The 20,497-nt window shown below is 63.6% G+C and carries 17 protein-coding genes; 8 read left to right on the top strand and 9 right to left on the bottom strand.

Annotated elements, in window-relative coordinates:
- The first annotated feature begins 195 nt into the window (after window positions 1-195).
- The gene (locus QVG61_RS08760; protein WP_289930253.1) at window positions 196-1,587 is read left to right on the top strand and encodes a tetratricopeptide repeat protein; all 1,392 of its coding nucleotides are present in this window, start codon (window positions 196-198) and stop codon (window positions 1,585-1,587) included.
- A gap of 18 nt (window positions 1,588-1,605) precedes the next feature.
- On the opposite strand, the gene QVG61_RS08755 is transcribed toward QVG61_RS08760, so the two are convergent.
- Genes QVG61_RS08755 through QVG61_RS08715 form a run of 9 tightly spaced genes read right to left on the bottom strand, consistent with a single transcriptional unit; the run spans window position 1,606 to window position 12,909 of the window.
- Entirely contained in the window at window positions 1,606-3,564 is a 1,959-nt protein-coding gene (locus QVG61_RS08755) for a glycosyltransferase (protein ID WP_289930252.1), read from the bottom strand.
- Between the two features lie 27 nt (window positions 3,565-3,591).
- Window positions 3,592-4,275 (bottom strand): acylneuraminate cytidylyltransferase family protein, encoded by a 684-nt coding sequence (locus tag QVG61_RS08750; RefSeq protein WP_289932761.1) that lies wholly within the window; start codon window positions 4,273-4,275, stop codon window positions 3,592-3,594.
- A 14-nt stretch (window positions 4,276-4,289) separates the two neighbouring features.
- Entirely contained in the window at window positions 4,290-5,336 is a 1,047-nt protein-coding gene (locus QVG61_RS08745) for a nucleotidyltransferase family protein (RefSeq protein WP_289930251.1), read from the bottom strand.
- Window positions 5,329-5,979 (bottom strand): acetyltransferase, encoded by a 651-nt coding sequence (locus QVG61_RS08740; RefSeq protein WP_289930250.1) that lies wholly within the window; start codon window positions 5,977-5,979, stop codon window positions 5,329-5,331. The genes QVG61_RS08745 and QVG61_RS08740 overlap by 8 nt, the downstream gene beginning before the upstream one ends.
- Window positions 5,964-7,055, bottom strand: coding sequence for an N-acetylneuraminate synthase (gene neuB, locus QVG61_RS08735; RefSeq protein ID WP_289930249.1), 1,092 nt, complete (start codon window positions 7,053-7,055; stop codon window positions 5,964-5,966). The genes QVG61_RS08740 and neuB overlap by 16 nt, the downstream gene beginning before the upstream one ends.
- Window positions 7,045-8,214, bottom strand: a complete 1,170-nt coding sequence (gene neuC, locus QVG61_RS08730) for a UDP-N-acetylglucosamine 2-epimerase (RefSeq protein ID WP_289930248.1) — start codon at window positions 8,212-8,214, stop codon at window positions 7,045-7,047. The genes neuB and neuC overlap by 11 nt, the downstream gene beginning before the upstream one ends.
- Window positions 8,211-9,383 (bottom strand): LegC family aminotransferase, encoded by a 1,173-nt coding sequence (locus tag QVG61_RS08725; protein ID WP_289930247.1) that lies wholly within the window; start codon window positions 9,381-9,383, stop codon window positions 8,211-8,213. The genes neuC and QVG61_RS08725 overlap by 4 nt, the downstream gene beginning before the upstream one ends.
- Complete coding sequence (locus QVG61_RS08720) at window positions 9,383-10,393, bottom strand: NAD-dependent 4,6-dehydratase LegB (protein WP_289930246.1); 1,011 nt, start codon at window positions 10,391-10,393, stop codon at window positions 9,383-9,385. The genes QVG61_RS08725 and QVG61_RS08720 overlap by 1 nt, the downstream gene beginning before the upstream one ends.
- A complete protein-coding gene (locus QVG61_RS08715) occupies window positions 10,390-12,909 on the bottom strand; it encodes a 6-hydroxymethylpterin diphosphokinase MptE-like protein (RefSeq protein ID WP_289930245.1) in 2,520 nt (839 codons plus the stop codon). The genes QVG61_RS08720 and QVG61_RS08715 overlap by 4 nt, the downstream gene beginning before the upstream one ends.
- Window positions 12,910-13,159: 250 nt before the next feature.
- Here QVG61_RS08715 and QVG61_RS08710 point away from each other — a divergent pair, with 250 nt between their 5' ends.
- The 7 genes from QVG61_RS08710 (at window position 13,160) to QVG61_RS08680 (ending at window position 20,250) form a co-directional block, all read left to right on the top strand.
- Window positions 13,160-13,993: a flagellin gene (locus QVG61_RS08710; protein ID WP_289930244.1), complete on the top strand. Its 834-nt coding sequence runs from the start codon at window positions 13,160-13,162 to the stop codon at window positions 13,991-13,993.
- A 445-nt stretch (window positions 13,994-14,438) separates the two neighbouring features.
- Complete coding sequence (locus tag QVG61_RS08705) at window positions 14,439-15,278, top strand: flagellin (RefSeq protein WP_289930243.1); 840 nt, start codon at window positions 14,439-14,441, stop codon at window positions 15,276-15,278.
- A gap of 93 nt (window positions 15,279-15,371) precedes the next feature.
- Entirely contained in the window at window positions 15,372-15,770 is a 399-nt protein-coding gene (locus QVG61_RS08700) for a flagellar protein FlaG (protein WP_289930241.1), read from the top strand.
- Window positions 15,771-15,859: 89 nt separating this feature from the next.
- Window positions 15,860-17,197, top strand: coding sequence for a flagellar filament capping protein FliD (gene fliD / locus QVG61_RS08695; RefSeq protein ID WP_289930240.1), 1,338 nt, complete (start codon window positions 15,860-15,862; stop codon window positions 17,195-17,197).
- Between the two features lie 54 nt (window positions 17,198-17,251).
- Window positions 17,252-17,677 carry a flagellar export chaperone FliS gene (gene fliS, locus QVG61_RS08690; protein ID WP_289930239.1) on the top strand — a complete coding sequence of 142 codons (426 nt, stop codon included), beginning with the start codon at window positions 17,252-17,254 and terminating at the stop codon, window positions 17,675-17,677.
- A gap of 407 nt (window positions 17,678-18,084) precedes the next feature.
- Complete coding sequence (locus QVG61_RS08685; protein WP_289930238.1) at window positions 18,085-18,387, top strand: flagellar protein FliT; 303 nt, start codon at window positions 18,085-18,087, stop codon at window positions 18,385-18,387.
- A 420-nt stretch (window positions 18,388-18,807) separates the two neighbouring features.
- Window positions 18,808-20,250 carry a sigma-54 dependent transcriptional regulator gene (locus QVG61_RS08680; RefSeq protein WP_289930237.1) on the top strand — a complete coding sequence of 481 codons (1,443 nt, stop codon included), beginning with the start codon at window positions 18,808-18,810 and terminating at the stop codon, window positions 20,248-20,250.
- Window positions 20,251-20,497 lie beyond the last annotated feature (247 nt).

Below are 20,497 nucleotides of genomic sequence, written 5' to 3'. Positions count from 1 at the left end.
GACAACAAAGTTTCATTCAGCATTATCAGGCCGATCATGTTCAAGGGGTGCCTGCGCCGGCATGGCTATTTCATGCAGCTTCTTCTGTTGAGGAAGTAGGCTTGCTTAGCTGATTTACATGTTATGTATCAGGCGGGTTTCGCATAGGAACAGGGTCATTCCTGCGTTGGCATTTGATCAGGAAGGAGATTGCTTATGGAGACTGTGCAAGCTATTGCCCGGCATGCCGATGACAACTTGCTCGATGATTACTTCGATGAGCGCCTGCTTGTAAGGGGTGAATGGAGAAAGATAAAGCATGAGTTAAACTCCTTGTCACCACAGCTATTGCGTCGCCTTGGCGATTATTTTATGCGCCGCAACCATGCCGATCTGGCCATTGGATGTTATAAAACAATATTGCGTGCCGGTGAGGCGACCAAACAGGACCGGTTCGCCCATGCGTCTCTTCTCATGCAGTTCCGAGGCATGGCGGAAAAGGAGGGCCAGTATGCTGACGCACTGGAAGCATTTCGTGAGCTCAAGGAGGTCTCTCCGACATCCCTTCCTGCATTGATCAATATCGCCCTCTACTGGATGGATGCGGTCGAGCGGCCCGAGGAGTGGGCAGGCGAGGTTCGTGAAGCCATGGCGCTCGCCCTGCAGATCGCACCTGGGCTGCCACTTTGTCATTACATTCTTGGAATTGTCGATGAGATAGAGGGCGATGCAAAATCGGCCGCCCAACGCTACTACCATGTACTGGAGATGGATCCGTCCTACGGTGCGGCAAGGATCAGGCTGCATTGGCCGGATAACTGGCGTTTCCTCGACAGGAAACAGCGGGAGCGCCTGTCCTCGTGGAATACCGATATGCCCGACGTGAATGAATTGGTGGTGGACCGGCAAGGGGGGTCGATCGAAGCGGCAAGGTCGGTATTCAAAAAATTCAATGCCGTAATCATCAGGAACATGTTTGCAGACGATGCGTGGGTTGGGATAAGGCAGGATTATTATCAACAGCTGGGTGAGAGGATGCACAAGGACAAGCGCGGGATGTGGTTGATGGAGGATGTCGACCAGTCACTTCGCGGCTCTGTTACAAGGCTCACCGATGAGGCTGGGCTTGAATCCTGGCTGCATGGAATTCTCGGCGAGAAATACGATGATTGGCGGTTTGCCGAGCATCACGCATGGCATATCCAGAGAAGAGATGCTGGTGGCGAGTGGGTGACGCCCTGTCATCAGGACCATCCGGTATTTTGCGCCAACAATGGTTACGCGACTTGCTGGATGCCCTTCGACAAATGTGGTGACGACAGGGCGCCCGGGCTTGAATTGTTTCTGGACGACATTGAGCATCCCATTTTATTGCAGGAGCAATTTCCGCACATGCCTTTGACCCTGCCAACCGAATTCGTACACGAGTATCTGGAGCCAAAACGCCTGAGGCCCGAATTCGTGCCAGGTGACATGCTGATATTCGCACCACTGGTCTTCCACAAGACGGAAGCCCTGGATGCTGGCGCGGGTGGTAAAAGAATGAGCTGTGATATTCGCTACAAAATAGGTCCTACGGCATGGGGTTTTGGTGAAATGCAGGCATGAAGCAACGGGTCTGTGGGATCAGCGCAAAGCTGTATCCAGACGCTTCGAAATATCCGATATCATGCCTTCAGCAAGCGACCTGTATTGTAGCAAGTCGAGGGCCTTGGCATGGTTCCTGGCGGCGAGTTCTTTCCTCGCATTTTCGTTCTCGAGGTAATGGCTCGCGACATCGACCACATCCTGCTCGTTGTTGAACAGGGCCAGCTCATCCTCGCTGAAATAGTCCGTGAGTGGTGACAGGTCGTCGATGATCCTCCGGCTCAGCATGAACGCCCCGGACCCAAGGATTTCGACAGCCCTCATGTGCAGCGACGTGCCAGGGCTGTTGTTCAGACAGATTCTCGCCTGCTGCATCAGCAGGTTGAGTTGGGCGCCGTTTTCCGCCTTGCCGTATGCATGATCCTGTACCTGCGGCAGGTACTCCCAGTTGTTCCCGTATACGCGCACATCCAGACCGTGTTCGATGAGTGCCTCGATCGGCCGTCTCTTTGTCAGGTTGAGAATTTCGTTATTGATCCTTCTGTTTCTGATGAAATAGTCGATGACCTGTTCCTCGCATGGAATTTCTGCCATCTTCAACAGCCGCTGAGTGATGAATCGCCGATTCATGTGGTCCGGGTAATACCCTCGAAGCGTATCGATCGGTATGTGCTCCATCTCGTCGAGCATGAGCATATAGACCATGATCATTTTCTCAAAGGGTATTTGCAGTTCGTCGAGCGCCTCGGCCTCGTCTTCCATGGGTGTAAAACCGAATCTGCTGTCTCTCAGTATCTGCAGGGTCTGTTCGGGCGCTGCAATGTGGGTCACATACAGGACATCGAATTGCTGTTCGACAGCATCCAGGGGGTGGTAGATGTCGGTATTGATGCCAACCGGAAGAAAGTATATCGGGTATTTTGAATACGGCGGTATGCTCGGCAGGTCTTTCTGCCACATCCGTGAAAAGGAATAGGTGAAATCCATCGTGCCTAGGGATATATTCACGGGATGGGCAATGTTCGGGAGCATGTCCTGTATCCAGTTCGCGAATGGCACGTTCTCGGGTAGATAAGGGAATTCTCCACGCAAGTGATCGATGTATATGATGAGATCGGGCTTGAATTCATCGATCTGCTGCAGCAGGTCGTATTTGGTCGTGCGTTCTATCCGTGAATTCTCCATGTGCATCAAGGTCGTGCAGCCGGCCTTGTCGAAGCCGTCCAGCAGGTCTCGCATGCAGTAGCGCAGGAATGTCGTGAAGCGTGAGGTGCAGCCCATGATGCGCAATGGGCGTTCTCTCCTGGCGAATATGGCATGCCATTGTTCAGGGTCGATATTCTCATAGTAGGCCGCAACCCTGGATTCCAGCTGATCGATGATCTCCGAGGTTTCATCGATCAGGCTGTTGATCCGTGTAATGGCGGTTTCGGCAAACGCCGGATCGGCGGGGAACAGGAAGGCATGATGTGTGGGGAACAGGGCCTGACGATGGGTCTTCATGTGCTCGATGAACCCATCCAGTGCGCCGCTCCCCGTCCATACCAGCACCTGGCCAGATGCAAGCGGCTCGGTCATGTCGTAGATGTGCAGTGCAGCTGCAACCGAATATTCGTCGGGATCCACGACATATACCGGAAGCCGTGCCCCGCCTTGCTGCGGGTTCTTCGCCTCATCGGACTGGGTCAGTCTGCCGAGCGCTTTGCCGGTACCCAGTCCGAACAGGAGATAGATGGTTGGATCGTTCTTGTCGATTTCCGGGCGCTGAATCTGGTTTTCGTTTTCCAGCGCCCAGGCAGGGTGCTCCCGTCCCTCTGGATCGAGCAGCACGAGGCTGCCATCATGGTCCTGGCCGACCCTGGCGCGTTCGTGCGCTGCCTGGAGCAGGTCGGCCGTATGCGGGTTGTGTCGTCGCAGCGCCTGCAGGTTGTCGGCAAACAGCATGCTTGCTCTGTCTTGCTGCGGGGCTTCATCGGTCAGGCTGTTTTGCATGTTCATCCAGATTGCTTCCCGTATCCGTGCGGCTCACGCGTTTTCCGTGCGCATGGCCTGTTCCATCAGTAGATTGCATATCAGAAAGTCGATTTCATGGTCGATGTCCCAGGAGCGTTCATGGGGCATGACGTGGCCCTGGGTATCGGGCATGTAGAAGGTCCCATGCCTGGCCAGCTGGTCGGTTCTCGCGACATAGACGGCGCCATTCGGCGTGTAGGCGGTTGGCAGGTCCTGGCGCCGGTCGGGGATCGAATCGAACAGCGGCCGGATCCTGCCCTCGCCATCGAGGTCGAAGGTCCACATCGGGTGCTTGCCGGTGACGCTGATGCTGACGCAGCCGGGCGCGCCTGTCTCGTGGCAGCGTGTTATGCAGGCGTCGATGTCCTCCGCGGTGCGCAGTGGCGACGTCGGTTGCAGGACCACGACATAGTCGTATTTGTCTTCCAGCGCATCCAGCAGGTGCAGGACGGTCGAAATGGTGGGCGTGTCGTCCCGTGCCAGTTCCGGCGGGCGGAGAAAGGGTATCTCGCAACCGGCCTCGGCGGCGATTCCGGCGATCTCCTGGTCGTCGCTGGACAGGATCAGCCTGTCGATCAAGCCGGAGTCTCGCCCCGCCATGATCGTCCACTCGATCAATGGCCGCCCGGCAAGCGGTCGTATGTTCTTGCGTGGTATGCCCTTGGAACCGCCGCGGGCGGGTATGACGGCGAGCACCGTCTTGCCGCCAATCACTGGAAGTGCTCCGCGAAATCCGTCTCGGCCTGCTGGTAGTGTTCCATCTGGCCGATATCGATCCAGTAGTCGCGCAGCGGAAAGCTGCCGACCGGGCGCTGCCTGGCGACCAGCGTCTCGAACAGCATGGGCATGTCGTAGAACTGGTCCTCGGGGATGCGTTCCAGCATCTGCGGATTGAGGACATAGATGCCGGCATTGACGTGGTAGCGCCGGACCGGTTTCTCCACCAGGCGGCTGACCCGGTGGCCGTCGGTCTCGACCACGCCGTAGGGGATCTGCTGATGGTATTCGCGTACGCAGAGCGTGGCATCGAAGCCGTGCCGTTGATGGAATTCCAGCAGGCGCACGAAGTCCACCTTGGTCAGTACGTCGCCGTTCATGACGAAGAAGGGCAGCGTGGGACGTTCCGGCAGCAGACCGAGGGCGCCGGCGGTGCCCAACGGCGCGGGTTCCTCGACGTATTCGATCTCCACCCCCCAATGCGAGCCGTCGTCGAAGTGCTCGCGGATCATCTCGCCCATGTAGTTGATGCACAGGTAGAAGCGGTGGAAGCCGTGGGAGACGAAATTCTCGATGATGGTCTCCAGGATCGGCTTGGTGCCGACCTCGACCAGGGGCTTGGGCCGGTCGTTGGTGAGCGGGCGCAAACGGGTTCCCAGCCCACCGGCCATCAGCACCACGGGATTGTCGCGCCGTGGTTCGGTGGGCGGTTCGTAGCGGGCCAGGCCCACCACGCAGCCCTGGGGGTCCAGCAGTGGCAGGTGACGCAGGGCATGGCGCTGCATGGTCCGCTGCCAGAGCATCTCGTCCTCGTCGACCAGTCCGGTCACCGGGTTGGCGTTCATCAGCCCGGAAACCGGGGTGTCCAGGCCCTCGCCACGCAGCAGCGCGCGGCGGATGTCGCCGTCGGTCACCGTGCCGAGGAGATGGCAGCCGTCGTCCACCACCAGCGCGATCTGCATGCCACCGCGATCGATGACGGACAAGACCTCCTTCATTGCCGTCGTGGAGTTGACCGCTACCTGTTTCCAGTCATTCATGTGCGAGTTTCCGTATGACCGTCGCCGGTACGCCGGCCACCAGCGTCCAGGGTTCGACGTCCCGGGTGACCACCGAACCCGATGCAATTACCGCGCCATTGCCAATCGACCGGCCCTGGTTGATCACCGCGCCCGCGCCGACGTGCACCTCGGCGCCGATCTGGCAGTCGCCGCAGACCACCGCGCCCGACGCCAGGTGGCTGTGTGGTCCGATGTGGCAGCCGTGTTCGAGCAGCGCGCGGCTGTTGACCAGCACGTTGTCGTCGAGTTCGGCCTCGGTGCCGACTACCGCGCCGGCCAGGATCAGGACACCTTCGCCCGGCACCGCCGAGGGGCTGACGACGGCGGCCGGGTGCACGAGCCCGGCAAAGCGGTAGCCGGCCTCGCGAAAGCGGCGGTACAGGGCGGCGCGGCGCGCCACCGGCCCGACCGAGCCCAGGCCGTTGAGCAGGCGGATTTCCGCCGCGGGGATGCCGAACACCGCCTCGTCGTTGCCCAGATGGGCCAGGCCGGCGAAGGGACCACTGTCGCCGGGCGCCGTTGGTGCGGCGATGCCGCGGATCTTAAGCCCCAGCCCGAGGGCCAGTTCCGCGAGCACCCGGGCGTGCCCCCCGGCGCCGAGCAGGATCAGGGGCGTTCGCATGGGTCGATGACCTCGTCCGGCGCATAGTCGCGCCGTGCCGGCTGCCCGAGCAGGGACCAGTAATCCATCGGTGACAGGCCGTGACCGGGGCGCTTGGCAGCGAGGTTGTCGATGCCGAAGCACTCACCGGCGCGGATCGGCCGGCTCGCCACCAGCGATCGCCGGGCGATGGCACTGTTGCCCTGTTCGGAGGCCGCCGGTCGCTTGTGGCCGTCTCCCAGTGCCTGCTCGATGTCGCGGATGGCGTCGATCATGGCGCGCAGTTCGTTCGGTTCCAGCGAGGCCTGGTGGTCCGGGCCGGGCAGTTCGCGGTCCAGGGTGAAGTGTTTCTCGATCAGCTTCGCGTCCCGGGCGGCAGCGGCCACCGCGACATGGATGCCGGGGGTGTGATCCGAATAGCCGACCGTCAGCCCGAAGGCCTGCCGCAGGGTATCCATGGCGCGCAGGTTGACGTCCCCGGGCGGGCAGGGATATTCCGTCGTGCAGTGCAGCAGGGTCAGGCGGTCTTGCAGCAGGCCGTGCCTGACCTCGGTGCTGATCTCCCTCAGCGCTTCGCCCCGCGGCTCGGCCTCCGCCTCGGCGATGCCGAAGGCGAGCAGGCTCAGCGCCCGGTCGACCTCGTCGAGCGTCGACATGCCGGTGGAGAGGATCAGGGGCACGCCGAGGCGGGCACAGCCGAGCAGCAAGGGACCGTTGGTGAGTTCACCCGAGCCCAGTTTGAGGCGTGGCAGGCCAAGATCTTCCACCAGGAAACGGGCGCTGTCGATGTCGAAGGGGGAGGACAGGAAGTCGATGCCCAGTGTCCGGCAGTGCTCCAGCAGTCGCTCATGGGTCGGCCGGTCCAGGGCCAGGCGGCGCAGCATGGCCAGCTGCGATTCATCGGCGGCGGTATGCCGTCGCTGATAGTCCGCCTTGGGGGCCTGGCGGCTGACCAGGGTCTCGGGCACGAAGGTCTGGAACTTGACCGCATCGGCGCCGGCCTCGGCGGCCGCGTCGATCAGGCGCAGGGCAAGGTCCGCGTCCCCGTTGTGGTTGACCCCGGCCTCGGCGATGACGTACACCCGGTCAGATCCCATGGTGGACCTCCAGATCATGGAAGCGCTTCTGCGTCAGTGCGGCGAAATCACCGCAGCCACGGAGCACCTCCATGATGCGCTCGACGGCATGGCCGTCGCCGTAGGGATTGACCGCATTCCGGCAATCCAGGCTGAAGGCCTGGCGGATCGCGGCCAGGATGGCCTCGCGTTCGGCCGGGCAGTCGATGACGGAGTCGGCCCGCGGGCGGCCCTTCTGCCGGTCGCCGATGTTCACCGTGGCGGTGCCCAGGCTGGGCACCTCGTAGAGACCGCTGGAGGAGTTGCCGACCACGGCGTCGACGGCCGCGACGGCGCTGTAGTAAAGCTCGCCCAGGGTGCCGAACAGGACGCTGTTGCCGTGTCCGGCCACATACGCCTCGATCCGCGCCTGCAGGCCGCGCCCGCCGGCATCCGCGTTGGCCTGGGTGAAGATCACCCCGACCTCGTCACCGAGGGCATCGAGCGCCGCGAGCAGTTCTTCCAGCTGTTCGGCCGGCGGCCGGCTGTCGAGGGTCGGCGGGTGAAAGGTCACCAGCAGGTTGCGCGGGCGCAGCCGGAAGCCAAGTGCCGCCGCCAGGGCCTCGCGGTCGAGCAGCGGCGTCTGGCGCAGGTTGTCCAGCCCCGGGCTGCCGACCAGGAAGACCCGCTGTGGAGCTTCGCCGAGCTGGATCACCCGCGCCCGCGCCTCGGCATGGGTGACCAGGTGCAGGTGCGACATCTTGGTGATGCTGTGACGGATGGCGTCGTCCACCGCACCCTCGGTGAGGTCGCCACCGGCGATGTGGGCGACGGGGATGCGGGCGAAGAGGGCGGCCTGCACCGCGGCCAGGATCTCGAAGCGGTCGCCGAGCACCAGCAGCAGGCCGGGCGCCAGCCGTTGCAGGGCGTCCGCGAAGCCGATGATTCCCAGGCCGACCGACTTGGCGACGGCGGCCGGGCCGTCGCCCGCCAGCAGGCTGTCGACGCGGGCGTCGATGGGGAAGCCGTCCGCCTCGATTGCCTGTACCGTGCAGCCGAATTCCGCCGCCAGGTGCATGCCGGTGGCGACCACCTGGAGCTGCATGTCCGGTGCGTCGCGAATGGCGGCCAGCAGCGGCCGGAGCAGGCCGTAGTCCGCCCGTGAGCCGGTGACGACACAGATGCGCCGGACATCGTTCATGCGGTCACCCCCAGATGGGCGCTGCTCGGCAGGCAGACGATGCGCCGCGCCAGATCCTCGGTCACGCCGAGCGCCATGCGCGGGCAGTCGCGGTACATGGGCAGCCGGTGCATGGGCGTCCACAGCGGCCGTGCCTGGATGCCGCGCGCCTCGCAGGCGGCCAGCAGGGCATCGCGCAGCGCCTCGTCCGCGCTATCCAGGCACAGGGCATTGAGCCAGTAGTTGCTGCGGCTGTCCGCCGGTTCCTCGATCATGCGCGCGCCGGGACAGTCGCGGAAGGCGGCCTGGTAGCGCCCGGCCAGTGCCCGCTTGGCAGCGAGCCGTTCCGGCAGCTGCTCCAGCTGGGCGCAACCGAGCGCGGCGTTGATGTTCGGCAGCCGGTAGTTGTAACCCAGCTCGTCGTGAAAGAAGTTCCAGCCCTGCGGCTGGCGCGCCGTGGTGCTCAAATGCCGGGCGCGGTCGGCGAGCTGCGCGTCATTGGTGAGGATGGCGCCGCCACCGCCGGTGGTGAGGATCTTGTTGCCGTTGAAACTGAGGATGCCGAGGCGTCCCCAGTGGCCGACATGCCGCTCCTGGTAGCGTGAGCCGAGCGCCTCCGCGGCGTCCTCGATCAGGGTGATCCGGTAGCGTTCGCAGACCGCAGCCACGGCGTCCAGCTCGACGGGATGGCCGAAGGTGTGCATCACGATCAGGGCGCGTAGCGGGCGGCCGCTACGCCGGTTGTGACAGACGCCATCACGCATCTCGGCGATGTCTTCCAGATGGGCGGCGAGGGCGGCGGGATCGACCCCCAGGGTGTCTGGCGAGACCTCGACCAGGTGCGGCATCGCGCCGCAGTAGCTGACGGCATTGGCGGTGGCGACGAAGGTCAGCGAGGGCAGCAGCACCTCGTCCCCCGGCGCCACGCCGGCCAGCCGGCAGGCCAGGTGCAGGGCAGCCGTGCCGTTGACCACGGCGATCGCCTGCCCGATGCCGGTGGCCTCGCACAAGGCCTGCTCGAAGCGCTCCACGTAGCCGCCGGCAGTCGATACCCAGCCAGTGTCCAGGCAGTCCTTGAGGTAGTCCCACTCGTGGCCTTCGAATTGAGGCGCATGCAGGGCCACCGGCCGCTCGCCGCCGAGCACCGTCTGCAGGGCGTCGAGAATGGGCGCGAGAGCGGCGTCTGCCATCAGATGCTGTAGCGCTCCGCCCTGTACCACCGGAGGTTGTCTCCCTGCGTGAACCAGTCCACCGTCTCCGCCAGGCCACGGCGGAAGCCGTCCAGGCCGCCATAGGCCGGCTGCCAGCCGGCCAGTTCGCGTGCCTTTTCGTTGCAGGCGAACAGGCGTTCCACCTCGCTGTCGGCCGGGCGCAGGCGTTGCGGGTCGGTCTCGATCTCGATCTCGGCCCCCATGATCTCGGCGATCAGCCGGGCGGTGTCGCCGATGCTGATCTCGAAACCGCTGCCGATGTTGACCACTTCGCCGATGGTGCGCTCCGTCGCTGCCAGGGCCATGAAGCCCGCGACCGTGTCCGCGACATGGTTGAAGTCCCGGGTCGGGTGCAGGCTGCCGAGGCGGATCCGCTGCTGGCCGGCGGCGATCTGGGTGATCACGGTCGGGATCACGGCCCGCGCCGACTGGCGGGGGCCGTAGGTGTTGAAGGGGCGAGCCACCGTCACCGGCGTGCCGAAGGAGCGCTGGAACGACAGCGCGATCTGGTCGGCGCCGATCTTGGTCGCGGAGTAGGGCGACTGCCCCTGCAGCGGGTGCTCCTCGGTGATCGGCACGAAGCGCGCGGTGCCGTAGACCTCGCTGGTCGAGGTATGGACGATTCGTTCGGTGCCCAGCTCCCGCGCGGCCTGGCAGACGTTCAGGGTGCCCTTGATATTGGTGTCGACGTAGGTGTCGGGCGAATGGTAGGAGTAGGGAATGCCGATCAGGGCGGCGAGATGGAAGACCAGGTCGCAGCCCTGCATGGCCGTCTTCACTCCGTGAGGGTCGCGGATGTCGCCGGCGAAGACCTCGAACTGGTCGCGGATCCCGGCCGGCGACTGGTCCAGCCAGCCGTGCGAGCCGAAGGAATTGTAGAGCACGAAGGCCCGCACCTGGTGACCGGCCCGGACCAGGGCCTCGACCAGATGGGAACCGATGAAGCCGTCGGCGCCGGTGACCAGGATCTTTTTGCCGGCCAAGGTCATGCCTGCGCCCCCGTGGTGCCCGTCAGGGCATCCAGCAGGCCGCGGGCCGCACGGTTGCCGGCATCCTGGGCAAGGACTTGTTCAAAGGCCCAGCGCGCCCCCTCGAGAATGCCCTGCTCCTGATAGAGCTGTCCCAGTTTGAGCATGGCGGAATGATCTTCCGGCACCTGTTCCAGGTAGCGGGCATAGACCTCGGCGGCCTGGCAGGCGTCACCGCTGATCTTCAGCAGTTCGGCCTGTTGGGGAAGGTAGGCCGCGGCGATCTGGCCCAGGCAGTCCAGGGCCAGCAGGGCGCTGGCATAGTCGCCCTGTTCCAGGCTGAGGGCAGTGATGCGGCGCAGCGCCTCCTCCAGCAGCGGACCCTCCTGGATCTGCTGGTAGGCGGCCAGCGCCTCGTCGGTGCGCGCCTCCAGTTCGGCGAGATAGCCGCTGGCCAGCCAGTACATCGGCCGGGCCTCGTCGGCCGGATGCCTCTCGAGGCCGGCCACCAGCCGCTGCAGGGCATCGGCGTCGCGGTGCTGGAACAGCCAGATGGCCTTGCTGGGGACGCCTGCCAGGTCGGCTTCCGCCTTGCAGCGGGCCATGTGCCGGGTGTCGCTGCTGTGCAGCCGTTCCTCGAAGCAGCTCTCCAGCTCGGCCAGCCGCCGCGCGGCCTGTGCAGACAGGGCCGAGACGGCCTCCGGATGTCGGTGCTTCCAGATCACGGCTCGGCCAGGTTCGTCGTTTTCCAGCCAGATATCGGCCAGGCGCTCGAGCGCGGTTGGTTCCGGTTCCGCCTCTTCCAGCCGCCGGCTGTCGATCTTGCACCGGGTGCGCCCCAGGCTGGCGAGCAGGCGGTCGGCACCCTCGATGTAGGCCTCGTAATAGATACGGCCGGTTTCCTCGATCTCGGTGTCCGTCCACTCCCGGCCATCATCGGTGCGCACCGTGCGCAGAAACTGGCGGATGCCGTATTGTTTTACCAGCCGTGCCAGGTCGCTGTATTCGGCATCGAGGCGTTTCTCGATCTTGTCCATGCGCAGCTTGTGGCGGTAGTTGCGAGCCGGGCCACCGGGGCCGAACAGTCTTTCATTACAGCGCAGGGCCTCTCTGGCCAGCGTGCCGATGGCTCGCAGGTTGTCCTCGGTTGCTGCCAGCTCGGCATCGATGCGCCGCCAGTAGGTGCGGTAGCTGGCTCTGTCGAAGGCAGGAACCCGTTGCTGCAGCAGCCGGCTTGCCGGTGCCTCCACGGGGGCGATTTCGATCTGCTCCAGGGGGAGATACTCGACATGAGGTACGCGAGCGGCATTCGCTGCTGGATTGATGAAGCGGCAGCCGCGCTTTGCGGCCAGCGCGGCCTGGCGGCCGATGCTGTCCACGCCCTGCTGGAAGGCCTCGGTGGTTTCGGCCAGTTCGCCGGCATTGGTTTCCACGCGGGGACCCATGTGACCCAGCAGCGGACCGGCGCTGCGTTCGTTGCTGCCGCCCGCATGGCTGTCGCCCGTGCGGCTGAAACAGAGGTCGACGCCGGCCAGGATCACCTGACTGACCCCCATCTCGACGGCCAGACCCAGGGCCGTGTTGGTGACCGTCGGACCTGCAACGACGATATTGGTCTCGTTCAGGTCGCTCTGCCAGGGGAGGCGCGGGCCGAGGTAGACATGTCGTCCCCGCCATTGCCCGACCAATGGCGGGTGAGCGTGGTAGGCGCTGACCAGCAGCACTTCGGGGCCGAATTTCAGCATCTCCCGGCTGACGTCGAAGCTGAGGGTCGTGGGATCGATGGTGCAGACGATGTCCGGCTCGATACCTTCCTGGAGCAGGCGGCGGGCGATGCGCGAGACCGCGATCAAAACCAGATGATCCCGCCGTTCGCGGATCCAGGGCAGCAGTTCGTCCAGCGAGGGGCCACCGCCGAGGAGCACGGCAGTGCGGCCGGGCAGGCTGTCCTTGAGCACGATCGCCGGGGTCAGTGCCTCGCTGAGGTTGGCGAGCTGGCAGTCGCTGAAGGTGCTGGTCTCGAGCTCGCTGCGCAGACTCCAGATCCAGGTGTTGAGGTCAGCCTCCAGGGCCCGGTGCACCAGCCGGTAGGCGGGCAGGAAGGCGTCGGCGGCCCCCACCGATTTGCACAGCCGGACCCGGTCGAGGTAGACGTAGCTGTCGATGGAGAACCGCTTCGCCGCCGTCTGCCAGTCGCCGGGCATCACCAGCGTGATGCGCGGATCCAGATCTTCGTCGTCGGGCAGCCGGTCCTGGATGCGGGGCAGAACCTCGGGCAGCTCGACGAACAGGTAGCGACTGCCCTCGGGCAAGCCCTCGCGCTGGAGGTGGTCGATCAGCAGCCCGGAATCGGTGCCGACGATGATATACAGGGTATCCGGTGAACGCAGGCTGTCGCCGAAGTGGCGCTGGAACACCGCCTGGGCCCCGACGCTGGCAAAGGTCGAGCGGTTTACGGCGTGCAGGTAGCATTCCCCGAAGGGGTTGCGGGCAAAGGGGTCGGCAAGGATCCCGGTCTCCGTGTGGGCGCGGCTCAAGGCGTTCTCCGGCAGTCAGTTTCTCGACGCCTCAGAACCAAAGCAAGGAATATGCCATCGGTTTGGTGCCCGATCTCCCCAGCTCTGTGTGCCAGCCACTCAAGTTCACTGCGGGGTTGGCCGTTAGCAGGAACGGGAGCGGTGAATATCCGTCATTTATCTGCTAAGTGATCGATATATCCGCTAGATACGAAAGTTCCCGCTGGTGGTCCATGGGCCGCTGCCGGGCACGAGATCAGGAGCATCCATTATGGCGCAAGTCATCAACACCAATATCATGTCACTCAACTCGCAGCGGGCCCTGAACCGTTCGCAGAGCAACCTGCAGACCTCGCTGCAGCGGCTCTCCTCGGGCCTGCGCATCAACAGCGCCAAGGACGACGCGGCCGGCCTGGCGATCGCCACCGGCCTGACCAAGCAGATCCGGGGTTTCAACCAGGCGATCCGCAACGCCAACGATGGCGTGTCACTGGCGCAGACCGCCGAGGGCGCGCTGGACGAGATCACCAACATGGTGCAGCGCGTGCGCGAGCTGGCGGTGCAGGCGGCCAACGGCAACTACACCTCCACCGAACGCAGTGCCCTGAACAAGGAGGTCAACCAGCTGCGGCAGGAGATCTCGCGCATCGCCGATGCCGTGACCTTCAACGGCGTCAAGGTGATCGGTTCCACCGCCGTGGCCAAGTTCTGGGTCGGCAACGGCACGGGTTCCGCAGCCAATGCCATCGCCATTTCCTTCAAGGACATCACGGGGACCAGCGGCATCACCTCCTTCATCACCAATGCCAATGTCACCACCGTGAGTGATGCGCTCTCGACCATCACGGTTGCGGATACGGCGCTGACCCGGATCAACGCCATCCGCGCCGATCTGGGCGCCAAGCAGAACCGCTTCGAGTCGACGGTGCGCAGCCTGCAGAACGCGGTGGAGAATCTGAGTGCCTCGCGCAGCCGCGTGCAGGATGCCGATTTCGCGATGGAGACGGCCAACCTGACCCGCGCCCAGATCCTGCAGCAGGCCGGTACAGCAATGCTGGCCCAGGCCAACGCCGTGCCGCAGAACGTCCTCTCGCTGCTGCGGTAGAGCGGAGAAACACGGGGTCCGCCTGAGCGGATCCCGTCCTTCTCAAGGATGAGGCCAGTCTAACCCGGATATTGCACCAAGGCGGCCCGTATGATCGGCGTGCAGACTGACATACAAGGCCGGGAGGCCCGCAAATGGCTCCTCACGGCGGGATACACTTTGCGCCTATTCGATCTCAGGACGCATCTGGCTGCGCATCCTGGCCGATCGCCCTTGAACCATGGCTACGGCTATGCTTCCGCGGGCGATCGACCAACCTGCTTTGCCAGCTTCGCCCTGGGAATCGAATCCTTGGTGCAATATCCGGGCTAAAGTCTTGCCGGCGAAGGCCGCTAGCAAGCATGGGAGCGGTGAATATTTCCGAATTCAGGTGAAATATATCCGCTGAAGACAAGAGTCCCCGGATTGCGGCGAATCCGCCGTCGGGGAAGACGGAGTACCCATCATGGCACAAGTCATCAACACCAATATCATGTCACTCAACTCGCAGCGGGCCCTGAACCGTTCGCAGAGCAGCCTGCAGACCGCGCTGCAGCGGCTCTCCTCGGGCCTGCGCATCAACAGCGCCAAGGACGACGCGGCCGGCCTGGCGATCGCCACCGGCCTGACCAAGCAGATCCGGGGTTTCAACCAGGCGATCCGCAACGCCAACGATGGCGTGTCACTGGCGCAGACCGCCGAGGGCGCGCTGGACGAGATCACCAACATGGTGCAGCGCGTGCGCGAGCTGGCGGTGCAGGCGGCCAACGGCAACTACACCTCCACCGAACGCAGCGCCCTGAACAAGGAGGTCACCCAGCTGCGGCAGGAGATCTCGCGCATCGCCGATGCCGTGACCTTCAACGGCGTCAAGGTGATCGGCTCCACAGCCGCCGCCAAGTTCTGGGTCGGCAATGGCACTGGCTCTGCAACCAACGCAATTACCATTTCGTTCGTGGATGTCACCTCGGCCAGCAACTCCACCATCGGCTCCTTCCTGTCCCGCGGCGGTGTGGCCACCGTGGCCAGCGCCCTGAGCGCCATCAGCCAGGCCGACAACGCCCTGACCCGGATCAACGCCATCCGCGCCGATCTGGGCGCCAAGCAGAACCGCTTCGAGTCGACGGTGCGCAGCCTGCAGAACGCGGTGGAGAATCTGAGTGCCTCGCGCAGCCGCGTGCAGGATGCCGATTTCGCGATGGAGACGGCCAACCTGACCCGCGCCCAGATCCTGCAGCAGGCCGGTACCGCAATGCTGGCCCAGGCCAACGCCGTGCCGCAGAACGTCCTCTCGCTGCTGCGTTAAAGGTGGGTAGGCAAGGTCAAGGTTAGGAAATGGGCAGGGTCCGGGGTTGCCCGGCCCTGCCTGCACCCCATAGCGACAACTTGAGGTGGGGCCATGAGTAACGAAGTGAATACACAGGTGGTGCAGATGCGGCAAGTACCTGTGGTCTCGAATCCGGCAGCGGCTCGCAAGTCCGAGGTTGATGGGTCGGCAGAGGTGGCAGGTGGCAGGACCTTGCCGCCCGGCGGCCAGTCCCGGCCGGCCATGGCGGAAGCGGTAGCCGCGGAAGACGTCAATGGCGCCGTCCGGCGTCTCAACGACTATGCCCAGCAGATGAACCGCGAACTGCGCTTCAGTATCGATGAGGATTCGGGACGTACCGTGATCCGGGTGATCGATCCTGATTCCGAGGAAGTGATCCGCCAGATCCCTCCGGAGGAAATCCTCTCCCTGGCACGCTACATGCTTACTGAAGGCGAAGGCCCTGGGCGTCTGCTCAAGGTCATTGCCTGATGCCGGAGTCCGGCTGAAGTGTTTCCCGGGCACGGAATCACAGACTGTGCCGGTGGAAGACGAATTTTCGAGACGTTGTAGGGGGAAGCATGGCCACACTATCCGTTTCCGGTCTCGGTTCGGGACTCGACATCGAGGGGATCGTCACCCAGCTGATGGCCATCGAGCGCCAGCCGCTGGATCGCCTGGAGAGTCGCAAGCAGGAATTCCAGACCCAGTTGAGCGGCTATGGCCAGCTCAAGAGCGCCCTGTCGACCTTCCAGTCGGCGATGGATGGCCTGGGCAGCACGGACAAGTTCAAGGTCTTCACCACCACCTCCTCCGACAGCAGCGTGCTCGGTGCCTCGGCGAGCAGCGCGGCGGAGCCCGGCAGTTATGCGGTTACCATCACCCAGCTGGCCCAGGCGCACAAGATGGCCTCGGGGCTGACCGGCATCGCTGACGAAAATACCAGCATCGGCGCCACCGGCACCCTGCAGATCGATGTCGGCAGCAGCAGTTTCTCGGTGGTCATCGACAGCAGCAACAACACCCTGGCCGGTATCCGCGATGCGATCAACGATGCCAGCGACAATGCCGGGGTGACGGCGACCATCCTCAATGTCGACGACGGCGCCGGCGGGACCGAGAGCCGGCTGGTGCTGACCTCCGATGAGACCGGGACCGACAATGCACTGACGGTGAGTGATGCCAGCGGCGATGTCGCCAGTACCCTGTCGATGGCCACGGTCACAGGTTATGATGCCCAGGATGCCGTACTCACGGTGGACGGCTTCAGCGTGACCAGCTCTTCCAACAGCGTGACCGGCGCCATTCAGGGCGTCACCCTCGAACTCGAGGCGGCGGGCAGTGCCACCCTGGAGGTGGCCTATGACAAGTCTGCGGTACAGACGTCGGTGGAAACCTTCGTGGCCGCCTATAACAGCCTGCAGTCCACCATTTCCAGCCTGCGCGAGGGCAGCTTGGAAGCGGACAGCACGCTGCTCAGCATCCAGTCCTCGATCCGGGATGAATTCAATACCACCCCGACTGGGCTCACGACCAGCCTTGAATATCTGTCCGAGATCGGGATCAAGACCGAACGTGACGGTTCGCTTACCCTGGACACCTCGGTTCTGAGTGATGCCCTGGACAGTGACTATGATGGGGTGGCCGAGTTGATGGCCAACGATGACCAGGGTTACGCCTTCCGTCTCGAGGCGGTGGCCAAGGAACTGCTTGATATCGAAGGTGTTATCGAGACACGCACCGATGGCATCGATACGCGCATCGACACCCTGGATGACCGCATCGCGAACATGGAGTATCGGCTCGAGGGTATCGAGGCGCGTTACCGGAGCCAGTTCACGGCTCTCGACACGCTGCTGTCGCAGTTGCAGACGACCAGCAACTATCTGTCCCAGCAATTGAGCAGCCTTCCGACATAACCAACCAGCCGGGGGGTTCCAGTCCCGGTGATTGCCGAACAAACGAGGATGACGATGAATCCAAAACGCAATGCCCAGGGTGCCGGCGCCTATGCACAGGTCGCGGTTCACACCAATGTAGAAGGGGCCAGCCCACATCGCCTGGTACAGATGCTGATGGAGGGGGCCCTGGATCGTATCGTGGCGGCCAAGGGATGCATGCAGCGTCGCCAGATCGCCGACAAGGGACAGCAGATCAGTGTCGCCATTTCCATCGTCAACGCCCTCCATGCCAGCCTCGACAAGGAGGCGGGTGGGGAGATCGCAGCCAATCTCGACCAGTTGTATGACTACATGGAGCGGCGTCTGCTGGAGGCCAATGTGCACAATGATCCCTCGATCCTCGATGAGGTGGTCGACCTGCTGCGTCAGATCAAGACGGCCTGGGATGCGATTGCCGACCAGCCCGATCCGCGTGCCAGCCAGGCTGCGGTGGGCTAGCCCGGATATTGCACGAAGGATTCGAATTTCAGGGCGAATCTGGCCAAGCAGTCTGTTCGATCGTCCGCCGAAGCATAGCCGTAGCTAGGGTTCAAGGGGGATCGGGCAGAATGCGACGCCAGATTTGGTCTGAACTCGGATAGGCACAAACTGTAACTGGGCACAATTGTTCGCATAGGGAATCACTGCCTTGATGAATACCGGAAAAATTACGCATTCAAGGCCGCCTTCGTGCAATATGCGGGCTAGCCGAGTCATGATTCGCCTACTCCGAGTGTGCTACCGTGGCCCTTCTCCCCGATCCCTGTCATTGCACAGTGCCCACCATGCGTCTCAATTGACCCCAAAAGATGCCGCGTCGTGGCTCGCTCACGCGACGGCGCCCGTGATTCGGACAGGTTCCTAGGATGGCCGAACTCGACAGCCTTCTGGTCCTGACTCGTGATCTCCGTGCCGCTGCCGAAGCGGGTGACTGGGAGAGGGTCGTGACGCTCGAGGCCGAAAGGGGACTATGCATCGAACGGCTGTTCGCCGAACTCCCGGCTGGAAATGAGCCACAGTTGCGGCAGGCGATTCTCGAGATACAGTCCAGTGATCAGGAGGTCATGCGCCTGGCCCAGGCCCGACGCCAGTGGCTCGGCGAGCAGCTGCAGACGATCGCCCGAGGACGTTCCGCGGTTTCTGCCTATCGGACCAACGGCGGCGGCTGAAGGTCGCGCCTTCCGCCGACTGCAGGGCCGATTTCCGAACCAATTGAAAGGCCGCCTTCGTGCAATATCCGGGCTAGCAGCCTGTCGGCACTACGCCAATCGCGGCCTGGAGGCCGCTCCTACCACATTGTGCCGCCATGCCCCGTAGGAGCGGCCTCCAGGCCGCGATCCCCGGCGGGTCCGGCCACGCCATCAGCCGGGGGCCTGATGCAATATGCGGGCTAGCATCGCCCCCCTCCATTCCCCTGTGCGCCACACCGCGTCCTTGCCGCATGTCGGAATTTTGACATTCCGGATAAACGGTGATTAACTAAAGGAAACATCATAAGTAAATGCAGAATTGACGGCCGAGGCGGGCCGCAAGAGGGGCCATTGCGAACGGCTCTTCGCAAGGTGGAGCGCTCCAGGAGGAAATCGCAGATGTCGCTGGAAGGCAAGGTTCTGGTCATCGAATCCGATACGGCGCAGGCCAAGGAGCTCGCTGCCGTGCTGAAATTCATCGACCGCGAGGCGGTGCTGGTCGAGGAGAGCAGCCGCTGGAAAGAGGCCATGGACAGTACCGACGAGCTGCTGGCCGTGCTCATCGGTCCCGGTGACTCAGATACCGAACTCGAAACCCTGTTGCAGGACATTCACGCCACCGACAAGAACCTGCCGATCTTCCTGCTGGCGGAGAAGGGCAAGGAGCCGACGGTGGCCATCAACGTCAGCTCCTGCATCCTCGGCCGGGTCGAGCTTCCCGCCCGCTACACCCAGCTCACCAATGCCCTGCACCAGGCCGAGGTCTACCGCGAGACCAACCAGAAGGTCGGTCGTCAACGGCCGGTGGATCTGTTCCGCAGCCTGGTCGGCAGCAGCCGCGCCATCCAGCAGGTGCGCAAGCACATCCAGCAGGTCGCCGACTCCGAGGCCAACGTGCTGATCCTCGGCGAATCCGGCACCGGCAAGGAAGTGGTGGCGCGCAACCTCCACTACTACTCCTCACGTCGCGACAAGCCCTTCGTGCCCATCAACTGTGGCGCCATCCCGGCGGACCTGCTCGAATCCGAGCTGTTCGGCCACGAAAAGGGTGCCTTCACCGGCGCCATCAGCGCCCGCCAGGGGCGTTTCGAGATGGCCGAGGGCGGCACCCTGTTCCTCGACGAGATCGGCGACATGAGCCTGCCGATGCAGGTCAAGCTGCTGCGCGTGCTCCAGGAACGCACCTTCGAGCGGGTCGGCAGCAACAAGTCCATTGCCGCCAACGTGCGCGTGGTGGCGGCCACCCACCGCAATCTGGAGGAGGCGATCAAGGAGGGCAAGTTCCGCGAGGACCTGTTCTACCGGCTCAACGTCTTCCCCATCGAGATGCCGCCGCTGCGCGAGCGGGTGGAGGACATCCCGCTGCTGGTCAACGAGCTGATCCGCCGCATCGAACACGAGAAGCGCGGTTCGGTGCGTCTCACCTCGGCGGCGGTGATGGCGCTCTGCCAGTACAACTGGCCGGGCAACGTGCGCGAGCTGGCCAACCTCATCGAGCGGCTGGCGATCCTGCATCCCTTCGGTGTGGTCGATGCCGGCGACCTGCCGGAGAAGTTCCAGGTCGAGGGCGGCAGCAGCCTGCCCATGCCCGCCAAGCTGGACGAGGATCTGGTGCTCAATCCGCTGCCGATCGAATACCAGGAGCCGCGCCTGCCGCGGGAGGGCATCGATCTCAAGGAGCACCTCAGCAATCTGGAACAGACCTTCATCAAGCAGGCCCTGGACGATGCCGGCGGGGTGGTGGCCCATGCCGCCAAGCGCCTCGGCATGCGTCGCACCACCCTGGTCGAGAAGCTGCGCAAGTACGGTCTGCAGCGCAGCGGTGAGGCGGCGGGGATTTGACGCCCAGCGGCATGGCTGCTGCAAGTACCTGATTCACCCTATTGTTCCTCTCCCAGTCCCGGGCCATGGCCCGGGATTTTTTTGCCCGCGGCCGACCGCTTGCCCGCGGCATGCGCCCTGACCGCCAGCTGCGCGCGTCGTCTGACCGTCGCCGTTTTGACGCCTCGTCCGGCTATCACTCGCAACTCGTTGTTTTGAAAAGATTCATGTTCTCGGGCACGGTTGTTGCTTTGTTCTGGCCACGTAG

Origin of the sequence: Thiohalobacter sp. IOR34, assembly GCF_030406045.1 — a bacterium.
Classification (GTDB): domain Bacteria; phylum Pseudomonadota; class Gammaproteobacteria; order Thiohalobacterales; family Thiohalobacteraceae.
This window is presented reverse-complemented; position numbering and strand designations above follow the sequence as displayed.

Coding starts and splice junctions, on each gene's coding strand:
- QVG61_RS08760 (WP_289930253.1), top strand. CDS start 196: ATGGAGACTGTGCAAGCTATTGCCCGGCATGCCGATGACAACTTGCTC.
- QVG61_RS08755 (WP_289930252.1), bottom strand. CDS start 3,564: ATGAACATGCAAAACAGCCTGACCGATGAAGCCCCGCAGCAAGACAGA.
- QVG61_RS08745 (WP_289930251.1), bottom strand. CDS start 5,336: ATGAATGACTGGAAACAGGTAGCGGTCAACTCCACGACGGCAATGAAG.
- QVG61_RS08740 (WP_289930250.1), bottom strand. CDS start 5,979: ATGCGAACGCCCCTGATCCTGCTCGGCGCCGGGGGGCACGCCCGGGTG.
- neuB (WP_289930249.1), bottom strand. CDS start 7,055: ATGGGATCTGACCGGGTGTACGTCATCGCCGAGGCCGGGGTCAACCAC.
- neuC (WP_289930248.1), bottom strand. CDS start 8,214: ATGAACGATGTCCGGCGCATCTGTGTCGTCACCGGCTCACGGGCGGAC.
- QVG61_RS08725 (WP_289930247.1), bottom strand. CDS start 9,383: ATGGCAGACGCCGCTCTCGCGCCCATTCTCGACGCCCTGCAGACGGTG.
- QVG61_RS08720 (WP_289930246.1), bottom strand. CDS start 10,393: ATGACCTTGGCCGGCAAAAAGATCCTGGTCACCGGCGCCGACGGCTTC.
- QVG61_RS08710 (WP_289930244.1), top strand. CDS start 13,160: ATGGCGCAAGTCATCAACACCAATATCATGTCACTCAACTCGCAGCGG.
- QVG61_RS08705 (WP_289930243.1), top strand. CDS start 14,439: ATGGCACAAGTCATCAACACCAATATCATGTCACTCAACTCGCAGCGG.
- QVG61_RS08700 (WP_289930241.1), top strand. CDS start 15,372: ATGAGTAACGAAGTGAATACACAGGTGGTGCAGATGCGGCAAGTACCT.
- fliD (WP_289930240.1), top strand. CDS start 15,860: ATGGCCACACTATCCGTTTCCGGTCTCGGTTCGGGACTCGACATCGAG.
- fliS (WP_289930239.1), top strand. CDS start 17,252: ATGAATCCAAAACGCAATGCCCAGGGTGCCGGCGCCTATGCACAGGTC.
- QVG61_RS08685 (WP_289930238.1), top strand. CDS start 18,085: ATGGCCGAACTCGACAGCCTTCTGGTCCTGACTCGTGATCTCCGTGCC.
- QVG61_RS08680 (WP_289930237.1), top strand. CDS start 18,808: ATGTCGCTGGAAGGCAAGGTTCTGGTCATCGAATCCGATACGGCGCAG.